At 68.8% G+C, this 20,138-nt stretch carries 20 protein-coding genes; 8 read left to right on the forward strand and 12 right to left on the reverse strand.

Going from position 1 to position 20,138, the window contains the following annotated elements:
* Window positions 1–109: 109 nt before the first annotated feature.
* Both ACJMKX_RS07405 and ACJMKX_RS07410 read left to right on the forward strand, forming a co-directional pair.
* Window positions 110–844, forward strand: a complete 735-nt coding sequence (locus ACJMKX_RS07405) for a response regulator transcription factor (protein ID WP_405223188.1) — start codon at window positions 110–112, stop codon at window positions 842–844.
* Complete coding sequence (locus ACJMKX_RS07410; protein WP_405223191.1) at window positions 837–2,198, forward strand: HAMP domain-containing sensor histidine kinase; 1,362 nt, start codon at window positions 837–839, stop codon at window positions 2,196–2,198. The genes ACJMKX_RS07405 and ACJMKX_RS07410 overlap by 8 nt, the downstream gene beginning before the upstream one ends.
* Here ACJMKX_RS07410 and ACJMKX_RS07415 read toward each other — a convergent pair.
* The 6 genes from ACJMKX_RS07415 to ACJMKX_RS07440 all read right to left on the reverse strand — a co-directional run bounded on the left by ACJMKX_RS07415 (window position 2,183) and on the right by ACJMKX_RS07440 (window position 8,351).
* The gene (locus tag ACJMKX_RS07415) at window positions 2,183–3,352 is read right to left on the reverse strand and encodes an acyl-CoA dehydrogenase family protein (RefSeq protein WP_405223194.1); all 1,170 of its coding nucleotides are present in this window, start codon (window positions 3,350–3,352) and stop codon (window positions 2,183–2,185) included. The two genes, ACJMKX_RS07410 and ACJMKX_RS07415, sit on opposite strands and share 16 nt — an antisense overlap.
* Complete coding sequence (locus ACJMKX_RS07420; protein ID WP_405223197.1) at window positions 3,339–4,256, reverse strand: PP2C family protein-serine/threonine phosphatase; 918 nt, start codon at window positions 4,254–4,256, stop codon at window positions 3,339–3,341. The genes ACJMKX_RS07415 and ACJMKX_RS07420 overlap by 14 nt, the downstream gene beginning before the upstream one ends.
* Complete coding sequence (locus ACJMKX_RS07425) at window positions 4,249–5,562, reverse strand: protein kinase domain-containing protein (protein WP_405223200.1); 1,314 nt, start codon at window positions 5,560–5,562, stop codon at window positions 4,249–4,251. The genes ACJMKX_RS07420 and ACJMKX_RS07425 overlap by 8 nt, the downstream gene beginning before the upstream one ends.
* Window positions 5,563–5,685: 123 nt before the next feature.
* A complete protein-coding gene (locus tag ACJMKX_RS07430; RefSeq protein WP_405223203.1) occupies window positions 5,686–6,867 on the reverse strand; it encodes an acetyl-CoA C-acyltransferase in 1,182 nt (393 codons plus the stop codon).
* A gap of 67 nt (window positions 6,868–6,934) precedes the next feature.
* Window positions 6,935–7,855 carry an SDR family oxidoreductase gene (locus tag ACJMKX_RS07435; protein ID WP_405223206.1) on the reverse strand — a complete coding sequence of 307 codons (921 nt, stop codon included), beginning with the start codon at window positions 7,853–7,855 and terminating at the stop codon, window positions 6,935–6,937.
* Window positions 7,856–7,889: 34 nt separating this feature from the next.
* Window positions 7,890–8,351 (reverse strand): MaoC family dehydratase, encoded by a 462-nt coding sequence (locus ACJMKX_RS07440; protein WP_405223209.1) that lies wholly within the window; start codon window positions 8,349–8,351, stop codon window positions 7,890–7,892.
* 273 nt (window positions 8,352–8,624) lie between these two features.
* Here ACJMKX_RS07440 and ACJMKX_RS07445 point away from each other — a divergent pair, with 273 nt between their 5' ends.
* Together ACJMKX_RS07445 and ACJMKX_RS07450 are read left to right on the forward strand one after the other, a co-directional pair.
* Window positions 8,625–9,419, forward strand: a complete 795-nt coding sequence (locus ACJMKX_RS07445; protein WP_405223213.1) for a UDP-2,3-diacylglucosamine diphosphatase — start codon at window positions 8,625–8,627, stop codon at window positions 9,417–9,419.
* Window positions 9,420–9,434: 15 nt separating this feature from the next.
* Window positions 9,435–9,656 carry a hypothetical protein gene (locus ACJMKX_RS07450; RefSeq protein ID WP_405223216.1) on the forward strand — a complete coding sequence of 74 codons (222 nt, stop codon included), beginning with the start codon at window positions 9,435–9,437 and terminating at the stop codon, window positions 9,654–9,656.
* A 160-nt stretch (window positions 9,657–9,816) separates the two neighbouring features.
* On the opposite strand, the gene ACJMKX_RS07455 is transcribed toward ACJMKX_RS07450, so the two are convergent.
* A complete protein-coding gene (locus ACJMKX_RS07455) occupies window positions 9,817–10,353 on the reverse strand; it encodes a phosphatase PAP2 family protein (RefSeq protein ID WP_405223798.1) in 537 nt (178 codons plus the stop codon).
* 174 nt (window positions 10,354–10,527) lie between these two features.
* On the opposite strand from ACJMKX_RS07455, the gene ACJMKX_RS07460 reads away from it, so the two are divergent.
* Both ACJMKX_RS07460 and ACJMKX_RS07465 read left to right on the forward strand, forming a co-directional pair.
* Complete coding sequence (locus ACJMKX_RS07460; RefSeq protein ID WP_405223219.1) at window positions 10,528–11,577, forward strand: glycosyltransferase family 4 protein; 1,050 nt, start codon at window positions 10,528–10,530, stop codon at window positions 11,575–11,577.
* Window positions 11,578–11,624: 47 nt separating this feature from the next.
* Window positions 11,625–12,146, forward strand: a complete 522-nt coding sequence (locus tag ACJMKX_RS07465; RefSeq protein WP_405223222.1) for a hypothetical protein — start codon at window positions 11,625–11,627, stop codon at window positions 12,144–12,146.
* A gap of 9 nt (window positions 12,147–12,155) precedes the next feature.
* Here ACJMKX_RS07465 and glpK read toward each other — a convergent pair whose 3' ends face one another.
* Genes glpK through ACJMKX_RS07480 form a run of 3 tightly spaced genes read right to left on the reverse strand, consistent with a single transcriptional unit; the run spans window position 12,156 to window position 16,158 of the window.
* The gene (glpK, locus tag ACJMKX_RS07470) at window positions 12,156–13,652 is read right to left on the reverse strand and encodes a glycerol kinase GlpK (protein ID WP_405223225.1); all 1,497 of its coding nucleotides are present in this window, start codon (window positions 13,650–13,652) and stop codon (window positions 12,156–12,158) included.
* A gap of 5 nt (window positions 13,653–13,657) precedes the next feature.
* Entirely contained in the window at window positions 13,658–14,188 is a 531-nt protein-coding gene (locus ACJMKX_RS07475; protein ID WP_405223228.1) for a thioesterase family protein, read from the reverse strand.
* Window positions 14,185–16,158, reverse strand: coding sequence for an acetoacetate--CoA ligase (locus tag ACJMKX_RS07480; RefSeq protein WP_405223231.1), 1,974 nt, complete (start codon window positions 16,156–16,158; stop codon window positions 14,185–14,187). Before ACJMKX_RS07480 ends, ACJMKX_RS07475 begins: the two co-directional genes overlap by 4 nt.
* A gap of 177 nt (window positions 16,159–16,335) precedes the next feature.
* Between ACJMKX_RS07480 and ACJMKX_RS07485 the strand changes: the two genes are divergently transcribed.
* Window positions 16,336–17,271, forward strand: a complete 936-nt coding sequence (locus tag ACJMKX_RS07485; RefSeq protein WP_405223234.1) for an alpha/beta fold hydrolase — start codon at window positions 16,336–16,338, stop codon at window positions 17,269–17,271.
* 42 nt (window positions 17,272–17,313) lie between these two features.
* Here ACJMKX_RS07485 and ACJMKX_RS07490 read toward each other — a convergent pair whose 3' ends face one another.
* Entirely contained in the window at window positions 17,314–17,493 is a 180-nt protein-coding gene (locus tag ACJMKX_RS07490) for a PLDc N-terminal domain-containing protein (RefSeq protein ID WP_405223237.1), read from the reverse strand.
* Window positions 17,494–17,637: 144 nt separating this feature from the next.
* On the opposite strand from ACJMKX_RS07490, the gene ACJMKX_RS07495 reads away from it, so the two are divergent.
* Window positions 17,638–18,960 (forward strand): MFS transporter, encoded by a 1,323-nt coding sequence (locus ACJMKX_RS07495; protein ID WP_405223240.1) that lies wholly within the window; start codon window positions 17,638–17,640, stop codon window positions 18,958–18,960.
* Between the two features lie 16 nt (window positions 18,961–18,976).
* Here ACJMKX_RS07495 and corA read toward each other — a convergent pair whose 3' ends face one another.
* A complete protein-coding gene (corA, locus tag ACJMKX_RS07500) occupies window positions 18,977–20,116 on the reverse strand; it encodes a magnesium/cobalt transporter CorA (RefSeq protein WP_405223243.1) in 1,140 nt (379 codons plus the stop codon).
* Window positions 20,117–20,138: the final 22 nt, after the last annotated feature.

Here is a 20,138-nt window from a genome sequence, read left to right on the forward strand (position 1 = left end):
CCCTCAGACTACGCCCTGCAGCGCAAAGTTGCGCAACGGCCGTGCAAAGAAGTGTCAAGCCTGTGACTGCGGTCTTGCAGCTTCGCCGCCGGCAGCGGAGCATACGCCCATGAACAGCGCAGCCGCCGACAGCACGGGCCGCGACGAGGCCGACGGACGCCTGTTGCTGGTGGACGACGATGAAGAACTCGCCACCATGCTGCAGGAGTATCTGGAACCCGAGGGGTTCGCCGTCTTTTGGGCCGGTGACGGCCCGAAGGCGCTGGAGCGCCTGGAAGACACGACCTTCGACCTGATCATACTGGACGTCATGATGCCGGGCATGAACGGCTTCGAGGTGCTGCGCCGCATCCGTGCCGAGCGCGACACGCCCGTGCTGATGCTCACCGCGCGGGGCGACGATGTGGACCGCATCGTCGGCCTGGAGATCGGCGCGGACGACTACCTGGCGAAGCCGTTCAACCCTCGCGAGCTGGTCGCCCGCCTGCGTGCCGTGCTGCGGCGGACGCGACCCGCCGCCGCCGAGACAGGCCGCTTGAGCGCCGGCTCCATTGCGCTCGACCTGCGCACCCGCCAGGCCACCCGCGGCGGTCGCGAGCTCCGGCTCACCGGCACCGAGTTCCAGTTGCTGGGGCTGCTGGTCTCCGCCGCCGGCGAGGTCGTGAGCAAGGAGACCATCTCCCGGGAGGTGCTGGGCCGGCGGCTGCAGCCCTGGGACCGCAGCGTAGATACCCATATCAGCAATCTGCGCGGCAAGCTGACCGGCGACGAGCGGGGGGAGAATCCCATTCGCAACATCCGCGGGGTGGGCTACACGCTGGTCCCGGACGAGCCGGATGCCTAGCCTGTTCCTGCGCATCTTTCTCGGCTTCTGGCTGGTCATCGGCGTCCTGCTCGCGGCGGCCATCCTCGTGGTCTGGCAGGTGGCGGAGCAGCGGCGCGAGGCCTGGCAGCAGTTCGATCCGCGGGCGGTGCATATCGAGGCCTCCCAGGTACTCTCCGGCGGCGGCCCCGGGGCACTGCGGGAATGGCTGGAGGACGGCGCCGGACTGCCCGCGGAGCTGCGACTGTTCGTCCTGCTGGAAGACGGCACCGACATCCTGGGTCGGCCTCTGCCCGAGGTGCTGGTGGCCGAACTCGCGCGCCTGCGCGCCGTGGCAGAACAGCTGAACAGACCGCGCGCGCTGCCGCCGAACTTCCGGCCGGCGCGGCCAATTCCCCAGATCATCGGCCCGGACGACCGCGTCTACAGTCTGTTCCTGTTCCGCCGTCCAGGCGCAGCCCTGCGCCTGTTGCCCGATCTGCCCGTGCGCGTGACGCTGCTGCTGTTCGCGCTGGCGGTCAGCGCGGGCGTTGCCTGGCTGCTGGCCGGCACCCTGTCACGACCGGTGAAGAGCCTGCGTGACGCCACCCGGGCGCTGGCGGACGGCAGCCTAGATACCCGCGTGGGCGCGCCCATCGTGTCGCGGCGCGATGAGCTCGGCAGCCTCGCGCGCGACTTCAATAACATGGCCGCACAGCTGGAAGCCTCTCAGCGTTCCCAGCGCGAGCTGCTGCGCAACGTCTCCCATGAACTGCGCTCGCCACTGGCGCGCATGCGGGTCGCGCTCGGCCTCGCCCAGCGCGATGCCGGCGAGCTGCCGGCGCTGGCGCGCATCGAGAAGGAGTCCGACCGGCTCGACTGGCTCATCGGCGAGATCATGGACTTCGCCAGGGCCGATTCCGGGCGAGGCCCCCGCAGCGAAGAATTCGATTTGACGGCGATGCTGCGCGAGCTGGTCCGCGACGCGCGCTTCGAGGGCGGCGACGACGGCCCGCGCATCGAGCTGGAGGCGCCGGCCGGCGTCCTGGTCCGCGCCCAGCGGACCTCGCTGGCGAGCGCGGTCGAGAACGTGCTGCGCAATGCGGCCCACCACGCCGAGCAGCGTGTCGACGTGCGGCTGAGCCGGGAAGCGGAAAGCCTGGCCGTCACCATCGCCGACGACGGCGGCGGCGTACCCGACGAGGAACTCGGCCTGCTGTTCGAGCCCTTCTACCGGGGCGACAAGGTGGGCACCGCCGGACTGGGGCTGGCCATCGCGCGGCGGGTGACCGAGCTGCATGCCGGCAGCATCGTCGCCCGCAACCGGGAAGACGGCGGGCTGCAGGTGACCCTCACGCTGCCCGCAACGGTGCTGGCGACTCAGAGACCGAGCTGACGCGCGGCCAGGTCGCGCATGATCTCCTCGGACCCGCCGCCGATGGCGTTGACCCGCACCTCCCGGTAGATGCGCTCGATGCGGCTGCCGCGGAGATAACCGGCGCCGCCGAGAATCTGCATCGCCTCCCGGGCGCAGAACTCCATCGTCAGCGTGGCCTGCACCTTCAGCATGGCCAGATCCGCCGCCGGGGTCGCGCCCCGGTCGACGCGCCAGGTGCAGTGCTCGAGATAGGCCTGGGTCGCATTCACCTGCCGCAGCATCTCCACCAGCTTGTGGCGGATGACCTGGTGGTCGGCGAGACGCCGGCCGAAGGTGTGGCGCTGGCGGGCCCAGGCAAGCGCGTCCTCGACGCAGACCCGTGCCGAGGCGTTGGCGCCGGCCGCCATCGCCAGCCGCTCGCCGTTGAAGTTCTTCATGATCAGGGAGAACCCGGCGCCTTCGGTGCCAATGAGATGGTCCCGTGGCACGCGCACCCCGTCGAAATGGACGGTGGCGGTATCGGACGACCACCAGCCCTGCTTGCGGTCGAGTTCCGTGCGGCTCACGCCCTCGCTGTCGGCCGGGATCAGCAGCAGCGAGATGCCGCCGGAGCCCTCGCCGGTGCGCACGGCGGTGGTGAAGTAGTCCGCCCGCATGCCGCCGGTGATGAAGGTCTTCTCGCCATCGACCACGTAGTGATCGCCCTCCACGACGGCACGGGTGCGGATGGCGGCGACGTCCGAGCCGCCGCCCGGCTCCGTGATGGCCAGCGACATGTGTTGCTCGCCGGCGAGCACCCGCGGCGCGACCGCCGCTCGCAGCGGCTCGGGACCGCCCGCCAGCAGCGGCGGCAGGGCGATGCCGTGCACCATCAGGCTCGCGTTGACGCCGCCGGCCCCGCTGCGCGCCAGCTCCTCGGAGACGATCAGGCGATGGAAGCCGTCGATGCCCTCGGAGACGCCGCCATAGCGTTCCGGGTAGCCGACCTGCAGCAGGCCGAATTCCGCCGCGTCGTGGAACAGGGACTCCGGGATGCGGCCCGCCTCCTCCCAGTCGTCCACGAACGGCATGATCTTGTCGTCGACGAAACGGCGTACCTGGCGGCGCCACTCCTCGTGGCTCTCCGTCATCCAGGGGCACGGCGGTCGTGGCAGTTCGCTATCCGTCGGCATCGTCGTCACCTTCCTCCTTGGCCGCCGTGTTTGCCGCATCTCCGTCGGGCGCTGCGGCGTCGTCTTCCGCACCGGGCTTGCGGAACAGGATGATGCTGAGGTCGTCGGGCTTGCTCGGCGTGGGCGCCTCCGGCGTCAGCATGCGCTCGCGGGCATAGTCGGCCAGCTGCGCCAGCGTCTCCTCCACCGGACCCTTGCGCGCAATCTCCACGATCTCGGCCAGGTGGAGGTTGTCGGTGAGGCCGTCGCTCGCGAGCAGCAGCGTATCCCGGGGGGCCAGCTCCAGTTCGGCGCCCACCTCGATGCGCATGTCGGCGGTGCCGAGGAAATTGAACACCAGGTTGCGCTCGGCATGATAGAGCGCCTCCACCTCGTCGAGGAAACCGGCCTCCACGGCGAAGGCCACCGGCGTATGGGCGATGGTCTGCATCTTCAGACGGCCGCGCTGTCCCGTCACCAGCGCCGCCGAGTCGCCCACGTGGTACGGGCGCACGAGACGTCCTTCCACGGAGACGACGGTCAGCGTGGTCGCCGATCCGTTGGCCAGCGCCATCACGGCCGCATTGGCCTCCTCCATGGCGTTCAGGATAGCCGTGCGCAGCATCACCGACGGGTCGCTGACCGCCTTCAGCGACTCCATGACGGTGCGGATCGCCGTGCGCGAGGCCCGCTGCCCGGCCGGCAGGCCGCCGGCCCCGTCCGCGACGGCGAGCACGACCGTGTCCTCGGCCAGCGGGATTACGGCGAGCGTGTCCTCGTTGCCGGTCTCCTTGTCCGGGCTGCGGCGGCAATAGGCCGCGGCCTCGCCGCCGGCCGCCGCCGCCGTCAGCACCTCGCCGGAGTCCTCCTCCACCGGCAGTACCAGGGGCTCTTCCGGGGTGCCCCACGCCTGTGCCTCAGCCATTCTTGCGGCGCCGGCCCCGCGCCCGGCCGGAGACCGGCTGCCGGCACCAGGCACAGTAATTCCAGAACTCCGCCGCGATGCCCCAGCCGCAAGAGCTGCAGCACCGGTCGGAGCCGGGCAGCGCCCACTTGCGCTTTACCTTGGCGCGGCACCAGGGGCAGTAGCGCATGAAGGGCATCAGCGGACCGCCGCAGCGCTGGTTGGCGCAGCGAGCCGTGTAGCGACGGTCGCTGTAATGCCGGTTGGTCTCCTTCTCGAAGCCCGGCCCGTAGCACCAGGCGCAATAGTCCCAGTCGAGTTTCACACCCCGCTCGCAGCGGGGGCAGTGGGCCGGGAACGTGCGCGTCTCGCCGGCGGCCGGGTTGTCGGCGCCGCACCAGGGGCAGGCCTGCATGACCTCGGCCACCGGGCCCTCGCAGCGCCGGCACTGATGGCGGGTGTCCAGCACCTTGCGGTAGCGGCTCTGGAACTCCCGCCACTGCACCCGTTTCCAGACCGGTCCTTCGACCTTCGGGCTGCTGCGCCGGCGCTGGCGGCGCGCACGGCTGCTCGCCCGCTCGAACTCCGCGCGCATCTGCACCGCGTCGCGGGTGCGCGCGGAGATGTCCACCTGCATGGCCCGGCGCAGCACCTCCAGCAGATCGGCGCTGGCGTGCTGGCGGGCCCGCTCGATACCGGGCGGCGGCCAGTCGAAAGGCCATTCCGGCAGACGGCCGGAGAACAGCTGGTAGAGCACCAGGCCCAGCGAGAAGACGTCGGACTGGAACTTCGGTCTGCCCATGGCCTGCTCGGGAGCGATGTAGTCGATGGTGCCGGAACCCGACGCCTTCAGGGTACGCAGGTTCAGTTTGGCGAAACCGAAGTCGGACAGCCGCAACCGATTACCCGGGAAAATAATGAAATTCTCCGGCTTGATGTCGCAGTGGATGACCCGGTGCTCGTGGGCGTGAGCCACCGCGGCCAGCGCCTGGGAGGCGAAGTCCATCCGCAAGCTCTGGGACATGCGTCTGACCAGGCGATCGGCCAGGGACTCCGTGCCGAGGGGCATGGAGATGACGAAATGGTCGCCGATGAATGCCGCGTCGTAGACCGGCAGGATGTTCGGATGCTCGAACTTGGAGGCCATCCGCACCTCGTGCAGGAAATCCTCGACGGCGGAGAGGCTCCTGGCCGTGGTCAGGGGTACCTTCAGCGCGACATGAGCCGAGCGCACCGTGTCGTAGGCCTGATACACGTTGGCGAGCGGCCCCTTCGACAGGCAGCGGACGATGCGGTACTTACCGAGTTTCTGTCGCGCACGGAGCAATGCGTGCCGGTCCCCCCTGCTGGCCGGCCCCCCGGCCGGATATCCGAACGCTCCGGGAGCCGGAGCGCCGGAGACGATCATTGGGCCTGGGCCGGGAGCCGTCAAGTCGGGGTACGCCGCAGCTCAGAGCACCTCGAACAGCCCGGCTGCCCCCATGCCGCCACCGACGCACATCGTGCACACCACGTAGCGGGCGCCTCGCCGGCGCCCCTCGATCAGCGCATGGCCCACCATGCGGGCGCCGGACATGCCGTAGGGGTGTCCGATGGAGATCGATCCGCCGTTCACGTTCAGCAGTTCGTTCGGGATGCCGAGCTTGTCCCGGCAGTAGAGCACCTGCACGGCGAAGGCCTCGTTCAGTTCCCACAGCCCGATATCGTCCATCTTCAGACCGGTGCGCTCGAGCAGCTTCGGCACCGCGAAGACCGGCCCGATGCCCATCTCGTCCGGCTCGGTGCCGGCGACGGCGATGCCCCGATAGATGCCGAGCGGCTCCAGGCCCCGCTTCTCGGCCAGTTTGGAGTCCATGACCACGCAGGCGGAGGCGCCATCGGAGAGCTGGCTCGCATTGCCCGCGGTGATCACGCCGCCCTCGAAGACGGGGCTGAGGCCCGCCAGGCCTTCGGCGCTGGTACCGGGCCGGTTGCCCTCGTCCTTCTCCAGCGTGACCTCCTCGAAGCTGATCTCCTTGGTCTCCCTGTCCATCACACCCTTGGTCGTGGTCATCGGGACGATCTCGTCGTCGAACGCCCCTGCCTCCTGGCCGGCGGCGGTACGCATCTGGCTCTGCAGGCCGTACTCGTCCTGCTGCTCCCGGCTGATACCGTAGCGCCGGGCCACCACCTCCGCCGTCTCGAGCATGGACATGTAGATGTGCTCGCTGGCAGCGGTCACGTTCGGGTCCTTGGCACGATAGGTATTCATGTGCTCGTTCTGGACCAGGCTGATGGACTCCAGCCCGCCGCCCACCACGATGGGCATGTTGTCGTGCAGCACCTGCTTGGCGGCGATGGCAATGGCCATCATGCCGGACGAACACTGGCGATCCACGGACATGCCGCTGACCGTCTCGGGCAGGCCCGCGGCGAGCAGTGCCTGGCGGGCGACATTCTGCCCGCTGGAACCCTGCTGCATCGCACAGCCCATGATCACGTCGTCCACTTCCGCCGGGTCGACGCCGGCCCGCTTCACCGCCTCGCGGATGGGATGGGCCGCCAGTGTCTGGGCCTGGGTGTTGTTGAAGGCGCCCCGATAGGCTTTGCCGATGGGCGTGCGCGCCGTGGATACGATTACCGCTTCTTTCACTGCCTTTCTCCCGGCGGGCGCCCGCGCCCGCCCTGTCCGCCTTGTCAATGCTTCGTGGTTCGGGCGTTCAGCCCGTCTTGATGCCCAGTTCCTTCGCCGCGCGGGTGAGGAACTTCATGCTCTGGCCGCTGCCGTCCTGGTATTCCTCGGCACCGGTCTTGGCCGTGATCCTGTCCCAGTTCACCGCCACGTGATCCGCGTCACGCTCCTCGGGCGCCAGCCAGATACCCGGCGTCTCCTCCAGATACACGCGGGCGTAGCCGCCCGCCCCGGCCGAGATGATCTGCCGGCTGGGCGCATCCGGGCTCGCCATGAACACCACGGCGGGCGTGACGTACTCCGGCTGTAGCAGCGCCAGCGCCTCTTCCGGCATGAGACCCTCGGTCATGCGCGTGGCCGCGACCGGCGCCAGGCAATTCACCCGGATGTCGTACTTCTGGCCTTCCAGGTGCAGCGTGTTCATGAAGCCCACCACACCGAGCTTGGCCGCGCCGTAGTTCGACTGGCCGAAATTGCCGTATAGCCCGGTGGAGGAAGTGGTCATGACGATGCGGCCGTATTTCTGCTCGCGCATGATCTCCCACACCGCCTTGGTGCAGTTCACCGAACCCATGAGGTGCACGTCGACCACCAGCTGGAAGTCCTCCAGGCTCACCTTCGCGAAGCTTTTGTCACGCAGGATGCCGGCGTTGTTCACGAGCACGTCCACCCGGCCCCACTTGTCGAGGGCCTCGGCCACCATGGCCTGGACCTGCTCGTAGTCAGCCACGTTGGCGCCGTTGGCGATGGCCTCGCCGCCGGCGGCCTCGATCTCGGCCACCACGGCCTCGGCGGCCTCGCTGGAGCCGCCACTGCCGTCCCGGGCGCCGCCCAGGTCGTTCACCACCACCTTCGCACCGCGGCGGGCGAGTTCCAGGGCATGACAACGCCCCAGGCCGCCGCCGGCGCCCGTCACGATAGCCACCTGATCGTCGAATCGGATCGTCACTTCAGCCTCCCTTGGTCAATCTGTTGCCGCGGCGTCACTGCACGAAGTACAGGGCCAGCGTCTCGGCCACCAGGGCCGGTTTTTCTTCGCCCCTGATCTCCACGGTCACTTCGGAGGTGGTCAGGATCTGGCCCGGCTTCTTCTCGTTCACTTCCTTCAGCTTCACGTGGGCGCGCACCTCGCTGCCCACCTTCACCGGCTGCAGGAAACGGACCTTGTTCGAGCCGTAGTTGATGGCCATGGCGATGCCCTCCGGGATCACGCCGCACTGCCCGGTGAGATGGGGCAGAAGCGAGAGCGTCAGATAACCGTGGGCGATGGTCGTGCCGAAGGGCGTCTGCGCCGCCTTTTCCTTGTCGACATGGATGAACTGATGGTCGAGCGTGGCATCGGCGAAGGCGTCTATGCGCTCCTGCTCGATCTTCAGCCACTCCGACGGCGGCATGTCCCGGTCGATGTAATCGGCGAGTCGGTCTTTGGACACTGTTTCCGGCATGTCCCCTCTCCTGCTTCTGAGACTGGATATCGGCGGGCCGGTACGGTCCGCCACGGTCTTGCCGGGCGCCTTGTTCTTCGCACGCGGAGCCGCCTGGGCGCCTCGGCGGACGCCAAGTGTACCCGAGATGCGGGCCGGGGGGGGCGCGGCGGCAACCGGCCACGCGCTTCCCTGCGTGGGCAGAGAGCCACAAAAACGTCACGGCAGCGTAAGAAAATCTTCAACTTGCGTGACTATCTTCAACGCCATCTCGGAACGGCGGGGGTAGCGGATATGAAGCACGCGGAGGCACGGGTACAGGCGGAGGCGGTCTGGCTCTCGGATACCCATCTCGGCACCCGCGGCTGCCGCGCCCGGCAACTCCTCGACTTCCTCCGCTCTCTCGAGACGCGCCAGCTATTCCTGGTCGGCGACATCCTCGACCTGCAGGCGATGCGAAGCACCGTCTACTGGCCGCCCGTCCACGGCGAGGTGCTGCACGAGATCATGCGCCTGTCCCGGCAGGGGACCCGGGTGATCTACATCCCCGGCAATCACGACGCCGAGCTGCGGCTGTTCGACGGCACGGAGCACCACCTGATCGAGATCCGGCGCCGCCACATCCACGAGACGCGCTGCGGGCGCCGGCTGCTGGTGACCCACGGCGACGAATTCGACCGGGACCTGCGGGTCGGCTCCATGAAAGAGCGCCTCGGCTCGGCCGCCTACCGCTGGCTGGTGGACATGGACGCCGGCCTGAACCGGGTCCGCCACCGCCTCGGATATCGCCCGGTGCGCATGGCGAGTGCCATCAAGATGCGCATCAACGCGGCGCTGGACTACATACACCGCTACGAGAACACGGCCATCGAGTACGTCCGGGCCCAGGGCCTGGACGGCATCGTCTGCGGTCACATCCATCGGCCGTCCGTGCGCCGGGCCGGCGGCGTCATCTACTGCAACGACGGTGACTGGGTGGAGCACTGCACCGCCCTGGTGGAGAACCGGCAAGGTCGCCTCGGACTCGTGTCCTGGGACGGCGAAGCCGAACCGGCGCTCGGCCAGGTGGAACTCGGCGCCGTCGCCTGACCCGGAGACCTGGCCGTGACCACTGCCACCACAAGCACACCGATCGGTAACCGCGTCCCCCGCTACAGCGCGCTGTCGCGGCACATCGGCGCGCTGCTGCAGGCCGACGAAGGGCTGATCGCCGCGTTCTGGGACGACGGCCAGCCGGCCAGCGTCAACCTGGAGAATATCGCCTACTGGCTCGGCCAGTCGGCCGAGGCGCCCGGCACGGGAGAGGAGCAGACGGAGAGTCCGTGATGAACGAGTTCCCGACTGCCACTATGCTGCTGGCGATGCTCTTCAGCCTGAGCGTGCGCGCGCTGCTCGTCTGGGACAGCTGGCGTATCGGACCCTAGCGCTACGGGCTGTGGGGATGCCTCCTAGCCCTGCGCAATATCTTCGCCCCGGACGGGCTGTCTCAGAAGGCTATTGGCGGAAAGCGCAGGACTGCCAGGCTGGCGGCGGCTAACAGCAGGCCGAGGGCGCCGCCCGCGAGCACGTCTGTGGGGTAGTGCAGGCCGAGCACCACCCGGGAGGCCGCGACCAGCAGCGCGAAGGGCAGCATTGCCAGGCCGAGCACCGGCAGGTAGACCAGGAAGAATACCGAGAACAGGGCCGCATGCAGCGTGTGGCCCGACGGGAAGCTGTAGCGGTCGAGGGGCGCCGTGGCACAGCGGATGGCCGCGAAGGTGATGAACGGCCTCTCCCTCACGAGCCGTTCCTTCAGGAAACGGTAAAGCGCGACGCCGGCCAGCGCCGTGACGCCCGTCTGCAGGACGGGAGCGGCAGCCTGCTCGCCGCCGATCAGGAGCATCACGCCGAGCGCCGCGTACCAGGCGACGCCGTCGCCAAGGCGGCTCACGGCACGGAACAGCGTGCGTATCGGCGTGCGCCGGCTGAGACGGTTCACCTTCAGTGTAAACCCGATCTCGGCTGCCGCCACCTGCTGCCACATTGTCTGCACGGAACCCTCTCCCGGGTTGCCCTGACGCTGGCGAGAGTCTCACCGGGCGACAAGTCAGGGAGGTGACAGCTTGTTTAAGAATCGGTGACACGTTCCGCGGCGCTGTCCCGGAACTTTCTCCGAACGGCAAGATTCCGGTAATAGTGACCGCGGACACTATCGGCCATGCGCATCGCCATCGTCACCGATGCCTGGCTGCCCCAGGTGAACGGTGTAGTCACAACGCTGGGCAGGACCCGCGACGAGCTGATCCGTGCCGGACACCGGGTGAAGATGATCACCCCGGCCGATCACCGCACCGTGCCCTGCCCCACCTATCCGGAAATCCGGCTCTCGGTGCTGCCGTATCGTCGCGTCCGCCGGACGCTGGACGCCTTCCGGCCCGACTGTATCCACATCGCCACCGAGGGCCCGCTCGGTTTCGCCGCGAGGCGTTACTGCGTCCGGCACGGCCTCGCATTCACGACGTCGTATCACACCCGCTTCCCCCAATACGTGCGCGAGCGGGTGCCGATACCGTTCTCGTGGATCTACGCCTGGCTCAGGCGTTTCCATCGGCCGGCGGCTGCGACCCTGGTGCCGACGCCCGCCGTACGGGACGAACTCGCCGCCCGTCGCTTCCGCCGTCTCCGGCTGTGGAGCCGCGGCGTCGACGTGGGCCTTTTCCGTCCCGAGCCGAAAGCGGCCGTGGCCGGGCCGCGCCCGATCTATCTGTACATGGGTCGGGTCGCCGTCGAGAAAAATGTGGAAGCCTTCCTGCAGCTCGGCCTGCCGGGCACGAAGTACGTGGTGGGCGACGGCCCCGACCTCGCGCGGCTGCGTGCGGAATACCCCGACGCGGTCTTCACCGGCTATCGGTTCGGGGCGGATCTGGCTGCCCACCTGGCCGCCGCCGACGTGTTCGTCTTCCCGAGCCGCACGGACACCTTCGGCCTGGTGATGCTGGAAGCCATGGCCTGCGGCACGCCGGTGGCCGCCTATCCGGTCACGGGACCGCTGGACGTCATCGAGTCGGGACGCACCGGCATCCTGCACGAGGATCTCGGCGTCGCCGTCCGCGGCGCGCTCGCGCTGGACCGCAGCGTCTGCCGGCAAGCCGCGCTCGAGAAGAGCTGGGCACGGGCGACCGGAGAGTTTGTCAGCCATCTCGCCCGCAACGACGCCGTCACTCCACAGGACGACGCGCAGGTGTGGCCGACCGCCGCCGATCCGTGATCCTCGCAACCGTTTGCATGCGCCCGCCGCCCGGGCACAATGCCGCCATGACCATCATCGAAAGACGGCCGGATGAAACGCCGCAGGGCGGCGGTCGCGTGCTGACCGCCGTGCTGACGCTGGTGCTCGCCATCACGGGCCTGCTGCTGGCGTTCACCGCCATGATGGCGCTGTTCCTCGGCGCGGACGGGCCCGGCATGCAGTCGTTGCTCGCGCTGACCGGCTGGCTGCTTCCGCCCACCGCCGTGCTGGCCCTGCTGTGCCTGCGCCTGCTGGAGCCGGACGGCGGCAGCCGTCTTTCCGCCTGCTGGGCCCGCCTGCCTGCCTGGCTGGTGCTGCTGATCGCCATGATGCTGCTGCTGGCCGTGCTCGCGGAGCTCGCGGTCTGGCTGGTGGAGTTCGCCGGCGGCGGCACGGTGGCGCTCGGCCACTACCTGCCGATCATGAGCGTACTGATCTATTCCCTGGCGCTCACCGCCGGCTACGCGGTGGTGGCGCCGGCCGGTGAAGGTGGCGAGCATCGCGGACCGGTTCGCCACACCGATCCGGTGCGGCGCGACCTCGACTGACCGGCCCGGTCAGGACTCCTGCGCCACCGACCGCACCCGCGCGACCGCGGCGAGCCAACCCTCGTGCAGCGCCCGCCGCCGTTCGCCGGACATGGCGGGTTCGAACAACGCGTCCCGCTGCCAGAGCTGTTCCAGTTGCTCCAGGGAATCGAAGACGCCGCGCTGCAGGCCCGCCAGGCAGGCCGCGCCGAAGGCCGTGGATTCCGTGATGCGCGGACGCTCCACGCTGATGCCGAGCATGTCCGCCAGGAACTGCACCAGCCAGTCGTTGTTGACCATGCCGCCATCGACCCGCAGCAGTTCCACGTCCAGGCCGTCGTCGCGCATGGCCAGCATGAGGTCCCGGGTCTGGAAGGCCACCGACTGCAGCGTGGCCGTCACGATCTCGGCGACGCCGCTGTCGCGGCTGAGGCCCAGGATGGCGCCGCGGGCGTCCGGGTCCCAGTGGGGTGCGCCGAGCCCGGCGAAGGCGGGCACCACGTGGATATTGTCGATGACGCCCTGCTCCGTCGCGATGGCCTCCGAGTCCGGGGCGGCGGCGATGATCTTCAGCGCGTCCCGTAGCCACTGGATGGCCGAGCCGGCCACGAAAATACTGCCTTCCAGTCCGTAGCTCAGACGCCCGTCAACGCGGCTGGCGATGGTGGTCAGCAGCTGGTGACCGGAGGCCAGCGGTGTCTCGCCGGTGTTGGCGATCACGAAGCAGCCGGTGCCGTAGGTGCTCTTGGTCATGCCCGGATGGAAGCAGGCCTGACCGAACAGGGCAGCCTGCTGGTCGCCGGCCATGCCCGTCACCGGGATGCCGGCGCCAAGACTCTCTGTGTCGGTCGTACCGAAGGCGAAGGTGTTATCGCAGACCTCCGGCAGCAGTGAGGCGGGCACGCCGAAGTGCGCCAGCAGGTCGTCGTCCCAGCATTGCCGGTGGATGTCGTAGAGCAGCGTGCGCGAGGCGTTGGTGATATCCGTGCGGTGTTCGGCGCCAGCGGTCAGGCGCCAGAGCAGGAAGGCGTCGATGGTGCCGAAGGCGAGCTCGCCGCGCTCGGCACGTTCCCGCACGCCCGCCACGTTGTCCAGTATCCAGGCCAGTTTCGTCGCAGAGAAATAGGGGTCGATGCGCAGGCCCGAACGGCTGGTGGCGAGCGCCTCGCCGCCGCCGGCCGCGTATTCCCGACATTTCGCCGCCGTGCGCCGGTCCTGCCAGACGATGGCGTTGTAGACCGGCTCGCCGGTGCGCCGGTCCCAGACCACCGTGGTCTCGCGCTGGTTCGTGATGCCGATGCAGGCCACGTCCCGCGGCAGGCAGCCGGCGTCTGCGATCGCATCGTGCACGACGGACAGCACGCTCTGCCAGATCGCCTCCGGATCATGCTCCACCCAGCCGGGTTTCGGAAATACCTGGGGGAACTCCTGCTGACTCACGGCGAGGATCCGCGCCTTGCGGTCGAAGACCATCGCCCGGCTGCTGGTCGTACCCTGGTCGATGGCGAGTATCACTGCTTCGGTCATGATGGTTACTGCTCCGTGGGACTTTGCTCTGCCGTCGCCTGATGCTGCGGTCCGAGCGGATGAGGGACGCGCATGCGGTGCCCCGCCTGTTCCGGCCAGGGGGCATCCGGATGGCGCCTGGCGAAAGCATCGAGCCGGCCGAGCACGGCGTCGGGCCAGCGCGAGACGCGCCGGGAAGCGGTATCGACGTGCAGGTTCATCCACTCACAGGTCGCCGCGAGCCAGCCCTCGTCGGCGTGGTACATGCGCTGGAACTGGTGGATGCGCTTGGCATCCCAGCCGAGGAGCTGCGCGGTGACCGCCACCGGGTCGCCCTCGCGCAACTCCCGCAGGTGGCTGACGTGGCTCTCGACGGCGAATGTGGTGCCGCCGCTCTCCTCCCGGTAGGCGGCGTCGAGGCCGAGTTCGTCCCAGAGACCGTCGACGCCGTGATCGAATATCAGCACATACCAGGCCACATTCATGTGGCCGTTGTAGTCGATCCATTCCGGGCGGATCGTCTCGGCGTGCACCCGGACCCCGTGGAAGGCGCTCACGATTCCGCCAGCTCCGGCCGGTCGCGGAAATATTCCAGCGCCTCCGGGTTGGCCAGCGCGTCCGTATTCTTCACCGTCTCGCCGTGCACGACCGAGCGTACGGCCAGCTCCGTGATCTTGCCGCTGACGGTGCGCGGGATGTCCGGCACCGCCAGAATCTTGGCCGGCACGTGCCGCGGGGTGGCGTTCTCGCGGATGACCCGGCGGATGCGGCTCTCCAGCTGCTCGTCCAGCTCGACGCCGGGCCGCAGCACCACGAACAACACCACGCGCACGTCGTCGTCCCGGTCCTGGCCGATGGCGATGGACTCGAGCACGTCGTCGATCTTCTCCACCTGGCGGTAGATCTCCGCCGTGCCGATGCGCACCCCGCCCGGGTTCAGAACGGCATCGGAGCGGCCGTGGATGATCATGCCGTCGTGTTCGGTCAGCTCGGCGAAGTCCCCGTGGGCCCAGACGCCGGGGAAGCGCGCGAAATACGCGTCCCGATACTTCTCGCCGGTGTCGTCGTTCCAGAAGCCGATTGGCATGGAGGGAAACGGCTGCGTGCAGACCAGCTCTCCCTTCGCGCCGGTGAGCGGCCTGCCGTCCTCGTCCCACACCTCCACCGCCATGCCCAGCATCCGGCACTGCAGCTCGCCCCGCCACACCGGGCGGATCGGGCAGCCGCCGGCGAAACAGCCGAGGATGTCGGTGCCCCCGGAGATGGAGGCCAGCAGCACGTCGTCGGCGATCTCCCGGTAAACGTAGTCGAAGCTCGCAGGTGCCAGCGGCGAGCCGGTGGACAGCACCGTGCGCAGCGCGGACAGGTCGTGATCGCGGCCTGGATGCAGGCCCGCTTTCTCCAGCGCCGCGATGTACTTCGCGCTGGTGCCGAACACGTTGACGCGTTCCTGCTCCGCCATCCGCCACAGCCGTCCGCCGTCGGGATGGAACGGCGAGCCGTCGTAGAGCACCAGCGTGGCCCCGCAGGCAAGACCGGCCACCAGCCAGTTCCACATCATCCAGCCGCAGGTCGTGAAATAGAACAGATGATCACCGGACTTCAGGTCCACGTGAAGTACGTGTTCCTTCATCTGCTGTATCAGCGTGCCGCCGGCGCCGTGCACGATGCACTTCGGCGTGCCCGTCGTGCCCGAGGAATACATGACGTAGAGCGGATGATCGAAGGGCAGCCGCGCGAACTCGATCTCATCCGCCTCCTGCACGAAGTCCGCATAGTGCACGCCGCGGGGAACGCCGCCGATGGCCGGCGCGTCCTCGACGAACGGCACCACCACGCAGGTCTGGACGTCCGGCAGTTTCGCGAGAATACCGGCCACGGTGTCGCGCATTTCGAACACGCGGCCGTTGTAGCGGTAGCCGTCGGTGACGAACAGCACCTTCGGCGCGATCTGGCCGAAGCGGTCCAGCACGCCCTGCACACCGAAATCCGGCGAGCACGACGACCACACCGCACCTAGGCTCGCCGCCGCCAGCATAGCGATCACCGTCTCGGGGCAGTTCGGCAGGTAGCCGGCCACCCGGTCGCCCGGTTGCACGCCGGCCCGGCGCAATCCGGCCGCGACCCGGGCCACTTCGTCGTGCAGTTCGTCGCGGCTCAGCTCCCGGCGCGTGCCGTCCTCGCCGTGGAAGATGATCGCTGGCAGCGGCCCCCGGTAGCGCAGCAGGTTTTCCGCGAAATTGAGTTCGGCCTCCGGGAAGAACTTCGCGCCCGGCATGGCACCGGCATCGCGGATCACGGTCTCGGGCTGGCGCCGGCACACCGGGTCCAGGTAGCGGAACAGCGTGGACCAGAACGCCTCTGGTTCGTCCACCGACCAGCGGTGCATGGCCGCATAGTCCGCGAAGCCGTCACCCCGGGCTTCCGCCGCGAAGGCGGCGAAGCGGGTCAGGTTCGCTCCCGCCTTGCGTTCCTGCGACGGTTCCCACAGTGGTCCTCGCGATCGTTCTCGCGGTGGTCGGCTCATAGTCGCTCCGGCTCGGTTGCGCCCGTGCGGCGCGTCGGCCCGGGCATTGTAACGACACCCTCGGCGGGCCGTAAGGGAAGCGCTGGCCGTCGCGGCGCGAGGCGCTTACCATCGACGGAGGCGTCGGCAGGCAACCAGAGGAACGGGCATGGACAGCAGCAGCGCCGGGAGAATTCCATGAGGGCAGTCGTCAACGCTGTGCTACTCCTGTTCATCGCCGTGGCGTTAGTCCTGGCGTGGGCCTGGGAGCCCGATCGCAGCGTCGAGTCCCTGACCGAGCGCTATCGGGTCACCGGCTCGCAGTTCCTGGAGCTAGACGGCATGAGCGCCCACGTCGCCGTCGAGGGCAGCGGGCCGGCACTGGTGCTCCTGCACGGCACAGGCGCTTCGCTGCACACGTGGAACGGCTGGGTCGAGGCGCTGACCGGCGACTTCCGCATCGTGCGCATGGATCTGCCGGGATTCGGGCTGACCGGCCCCCATCCCGCCGGCGACTACTCCATCGGCGCCTACATGCAATTCGTCGACGCGGTCACCCGGCGTCTCGACATCGAAGACTTCCACCTCGCCGGCAACTCGCTGGGCGGGCGCATCGCGTGGAACTATGCGGTCGCCCATCCGGAGCGGGTGAACCGGCTGATACTCATCGACGCATCGGGTTATCGGCTGCGCCGCACACCCTCGCTGATCTTCCGGCTCGCGGCCTTGCCGGGCGTCGGCGACGCGCTGGCGAAACTGACGCCGCGCAGCCTCTACCGACGTAGCCTGGAGGAGGTCTACGCGGACGACGATCGGGTGGACGAAGCGCTGGTGGACCGCTACTTCGAGCTCTCGCTACGGGAAGGCAATCGGGAGGCTTTCGTGCAGCGGGCCCGGGCCGCCTCACGGTCCGCCCGGGAGGACCCGTCAGCCGCGCTGGCGCAGATCGGCGCGCCGACGCTGGTGCAGTGGGGAGCGCAGGACGAGTGGATACCGCCGGAGCACGGCCGGCGCTTCGCCGACGACATCCCGGACGCGCGGTTCGTCGTCTACGAAGATCTCGCCCATGTGCCGATGGAGGAAGCGCCGGCACGGACGGCCCGGGACGCGCGGGAGTTCCTGCGGGCCGACTGAACCCGCCGGCCCGGTCCGGGCCACTGCAGCCGCTGCGGCCGGCTAGCCCTTCGGACCGAACAGCGCCCAGAGGATGAGTCCGAGCACCGGCAATACCAGGATGACCACGATCCAGAGCACCTTGCTGCCGGTGCTGGCCCGGCTGCCCAGGGTCTTCACGACCGCATAGACATCCAGTATCAGGATGATCAGGCCGAACAGGCCGCCGATTTCCAGTCCCATCTCGGACCTCCCGTGGAGCATTGACCTGCACCGAGGATACACACCCGGCCATTGCCCGGCCATTACCCGGCCATTGCAGCGCCTTCGGTTCGTCTGCCGTTTGCTAGTATTCCCGACCTCCGGACGACACCACGAGGCAACGAGTTGGCGCAAACGGTCCCGAAACCCGGCCCCGCGAGGGATGTCTACGACCTGCTGACGGGCGACGAGGACGCGCGCGTCTGCAAGGACATCCCCGATGCCGCCTGCCGCGAGCAGCCGCGCAATTATCTGATCCACGTCGCCTCTCTGGTCGCGACCAAGACCGGCGACCGGCTGGCCGGGCCGAAGCTGGTGCTGGCCTGGCTCCTGACCAGTCTCGGTGCTCCGGCGTGGATGCTGGGCTGGCTGGTGCCCATCCGCGAATCGCTGGCGCTGCTGCCGCAGCTCGTCGTCGCCCGCTATCTGCGTGCCGTGCCGGTGCGCAAGTGGTTCTGGGTGGCCGGCAGCGTGCTGCAGGGCGTGGCAGTGATGCTCATGGGCGCCGTCGCCCTGACCCTGGAGGGGGCTGCAGCCGGATGGGCGATTCTGGGCCTGCTCACCCTGTTCAGCCTGGCGCGGGGGATCTGTTCGGTGGCCAGCAAGGACGTGCTCGGCAAGACCATCGCCAAGACCCGGCGCGGTTCGGTGACCGGCTACGCCGCCTCGGCCGCCGGCGCCGTGACGGTGGCCGTGGGCGTCGCGGCGATCGCGTTCGACCCCGGCAGCCGGGGCATCGGCTTCTTCGTCGCCGTCCTGTTCGCAGCGGGCGGTCTCTGGCTGCTGGCCGCCGCCATCTACAGCTTCCTTGCCGAGTACGCCGGCGCCACCGAAGGCGGCGGCAACGCCCTGACCGAGGCCGTCCGCCAGCTCGGCCTCATCCGCCGCGACCGCGACCTGCGGGAGTTCCTGATCACCCGCACGCTGCTGCTCTCCACTGCTCTGGCGGCACCGTTCTACGTCAGCCTCGCGAACCGGAGCATGGAGAACACGCTGTCCGGACTCGGTTCGCTGATGCTCGCCTCCGGCGCCGCCAGCTTCCTCAGCGCGCCGGTGTGGGGGCGACTGTCGGACCGTTCCAGCAGGCTGGTGATGAAGCGCGCCGCACTGCTCGCCGCGACAGCCAGCCTGGGCACCGCTGCGCTGGCGCTCGCGCCGGGAGTGCCGCTCGCGCCGGTCGCCTTCGCGGCCACCTACTTCGCGCTCAGCATCGCCCACGCCGGCGTGCGACTGGGGCGCAAGACCCATCTCGTGGACATCGCCACGGCGGAGAACCGGGCGAGCTACGTCGCGGTGAGCAATACGGTGATCGGCGTGATGCTGCTGGCCGGCGGCATCTTCGGCAGCATCGCCACCCTGGTGGGCTCCGCCTGGACCCTGGTGCTGCTGGCCGGGCTCTCGGTGGCCGCGGCCGCATCTGCTCATCGGCTGAGCGAGGCGCAACGGTGAGCCGTCGAAAAGGCGGCTACAGCCAGCGCTTGCGGCGGAAGTAGATGAGCATGCCGGCGACGATGCCGAATATCACCAGCCACAGCAGCGGATAGCCGTAGCGAAGACCGAGTTCCGGCATGTTCCACGGACTCGCCTCCGTATCGAAGTTCATGCCGTAGACGCCGACGACGAACGAGAGCGGGATGAACACGGTAGCGATAATGGTGAGCACCTTCATCACGTCGTTCATGCGGTTGGAGAGGCTGGACAGATACACCTCCAGAAGACTGGAGGCCATCTCCCGGTAGCTCTCCACCAGGTCGAGCGCGTGCACCGTGTGGTCGTAGCAGTCACGGAGGTACGGGTGGGTGTCCGCCGCCAGCATGTGATGCTCGTCCCGCACCAGGCTATTGAGGGCATCGCGCTGGGGCCAAAGGCTCCGGCGCATGACGACCAGCTCGCGCTTCAGGCGGTGAATCTCGTCCAGTGCCTGCCGGCTGGGGTCGTCGAATACCGTCAGTTCCAGGGTCTCGATGCGCTCGCCCAGCGCCTCCATGACCGGGAAGGTGAGGTCCACCGCGGTGTCGATCAGCGCATAGAACAGGTAATCGGCGCCGCGCTCCCGGATCCGCGCCGCCGGCTGGCGCAGCCGGTGGCGCACCGGCTCGAACGGGTCGGCGTGACCCGGGTGGAAGCTCACCACCCAGGTGTCGCCGAGGAACAGGCTGAGCTGCGTGGGCGCCACCCCGTCCGGCCCGTGCTCCGGCGCGCCGACGATAGCGAAGAGCTGTCCCTCATAGGCCTCCACCTTCGGCCGCTGCCCGGTATGCAGGACATCTTCGAGCGCCAGAGGATGCAGGCCGTAGGCATCGCCGATGGCTCGCAGCAGCTCCTCCGTCGGTGTGCCCTGGACGTGCAGCCAGGTCGTCCGCGGGCTGTCGAAATAACGCCCGGCTTGCTCCAGGCCGCAGTCCGCCTCCTCCACCAGCTGCTCGTCGTCGAAGTCTGTCAGGGACATCCTGATCGGGACGCGCTCCGCCGCCGGCGGCGCGGTGAGGTCGCCGGGCGCCGTGCCGGGGCGGGTATAGCGCCCGGGGAACAGGTGCAGGGAATGACGCCGGGTCAGGTAGTGCCGGCCGCGCGGTTTCTCGCTCGACTTCGTGGGCTTCGTCATGGACTCGAGCCTGCCTGACGAT

The sequence above is a fragment of the Lentisalinibacter sediminis genome, assembly GCF_040706615.1.
GTDB lineage: Bacteria > Pseudomonadota > Gammaproteobacteria > Steroidobacterales > Woeseiaceae > Lentisalinibacter > Lentisalinibacter sediminis.

Bases quoted from the DNA above. Each gene is read 5' to 3' on its own strand.
- ACJMKX_RS07455 (WP_405223798.1), bottom strand. From the start codon at position 10,353: ATGTGGCAGCAGGTGGCGGCAGCCGAGATCGGGTTTACACTGAAGGTG.
- ACJMKX_RS07445 (WP_405223213.1), top strand. From the start codon at position 8,625: ATGAAGCACGCGGAGGCACGGGTACAGGCGGAGGCGGTCTGGCTCTCG.
- glpK (WP_405223225.1), bottom strand. From the start codon at position 13,652: ATGACCGAAGCAGTGATACTCGCCATCGACCAGGGTACGACCAGCAGC.
- ACJMKX_RS07460 (WP_405223219.1), top strand. From the start codon at position 10,528: ATGCGCATCGCCATCGTCACCGATGCCTGGCTGCCCCAGGTGAACGGT.
- ACJMKX_RS07480 (WP_405223231.1), bottom strand. From the start codon at position 16,158: ATGAGCCGACCACCGCGAGAACGATCGCGAGGACCACTGTGGGAACCG.
- ACJMKX_RS07420 (WP_405223197.1), bottom strand. From the start codon at position 4,256: ATGGCTGAGGCACAGGCGTGGGGCACCCCGGAAGAGCCCCTGGTACTG.
- corA (WP_405223243.1), bottom strand. From the start codon at position 20,116: ATGACGAAGCCCACGAAGTCGAGCGAGAAACCGCGCGGCCGGCACTAC.
- ACJMKX_RS07410 (WP_405223191.1), top strand. From the start codon at position 837: ATGCCTAGCCTGTTCCTGCGCATCTTTCTCGGCTTCTGGCTGGTCATC.
- ACJMKX_RS07485 (WP_405223234.1), top strand. From the start codon at position 16,336: ATGAGGGCAGTCGTCAACGCTGTGCTACTCCTGTTCATCGCCGTGGCG.
- ACJMKX_RS07405 (WP_405223188.1), top strand. From the start codon at position 110: ATGAACAGCGCAGCCGCCGACAGCACGGGCCGCGACGAGGCCGACGGA.
- ACJMKX_RS07490 (WP_405223237.1), bottom strand. From the start codon at position 17,493: ATGGGACTGGAAATCGGCGGCCTGTTCGGCCTGATCATCCTGATACTG.
- ACJMKX_RS07465 (WP_405223222.1), top strand. From the start codon at position 11,625: ATGACCATCATCGAAAGACGGCCGGATGAAACGCCGCAGGGCGGCGGT.
- ACJMKX_RS07440 (WP_405223209.1), bottom strand. From the start codon at position 8,351: ATGCCGGAAACAGTGTCCAAAGACCGACTCGCCGATTACATCGACCGG.
- ACJMKX_RS07415 (WP_405223194.1), bottom strand. From the start codon at position 3,352: ATGCCGACGGATAGCGAACTGCCACGACCGCCGTGCCCCTGGATGACG.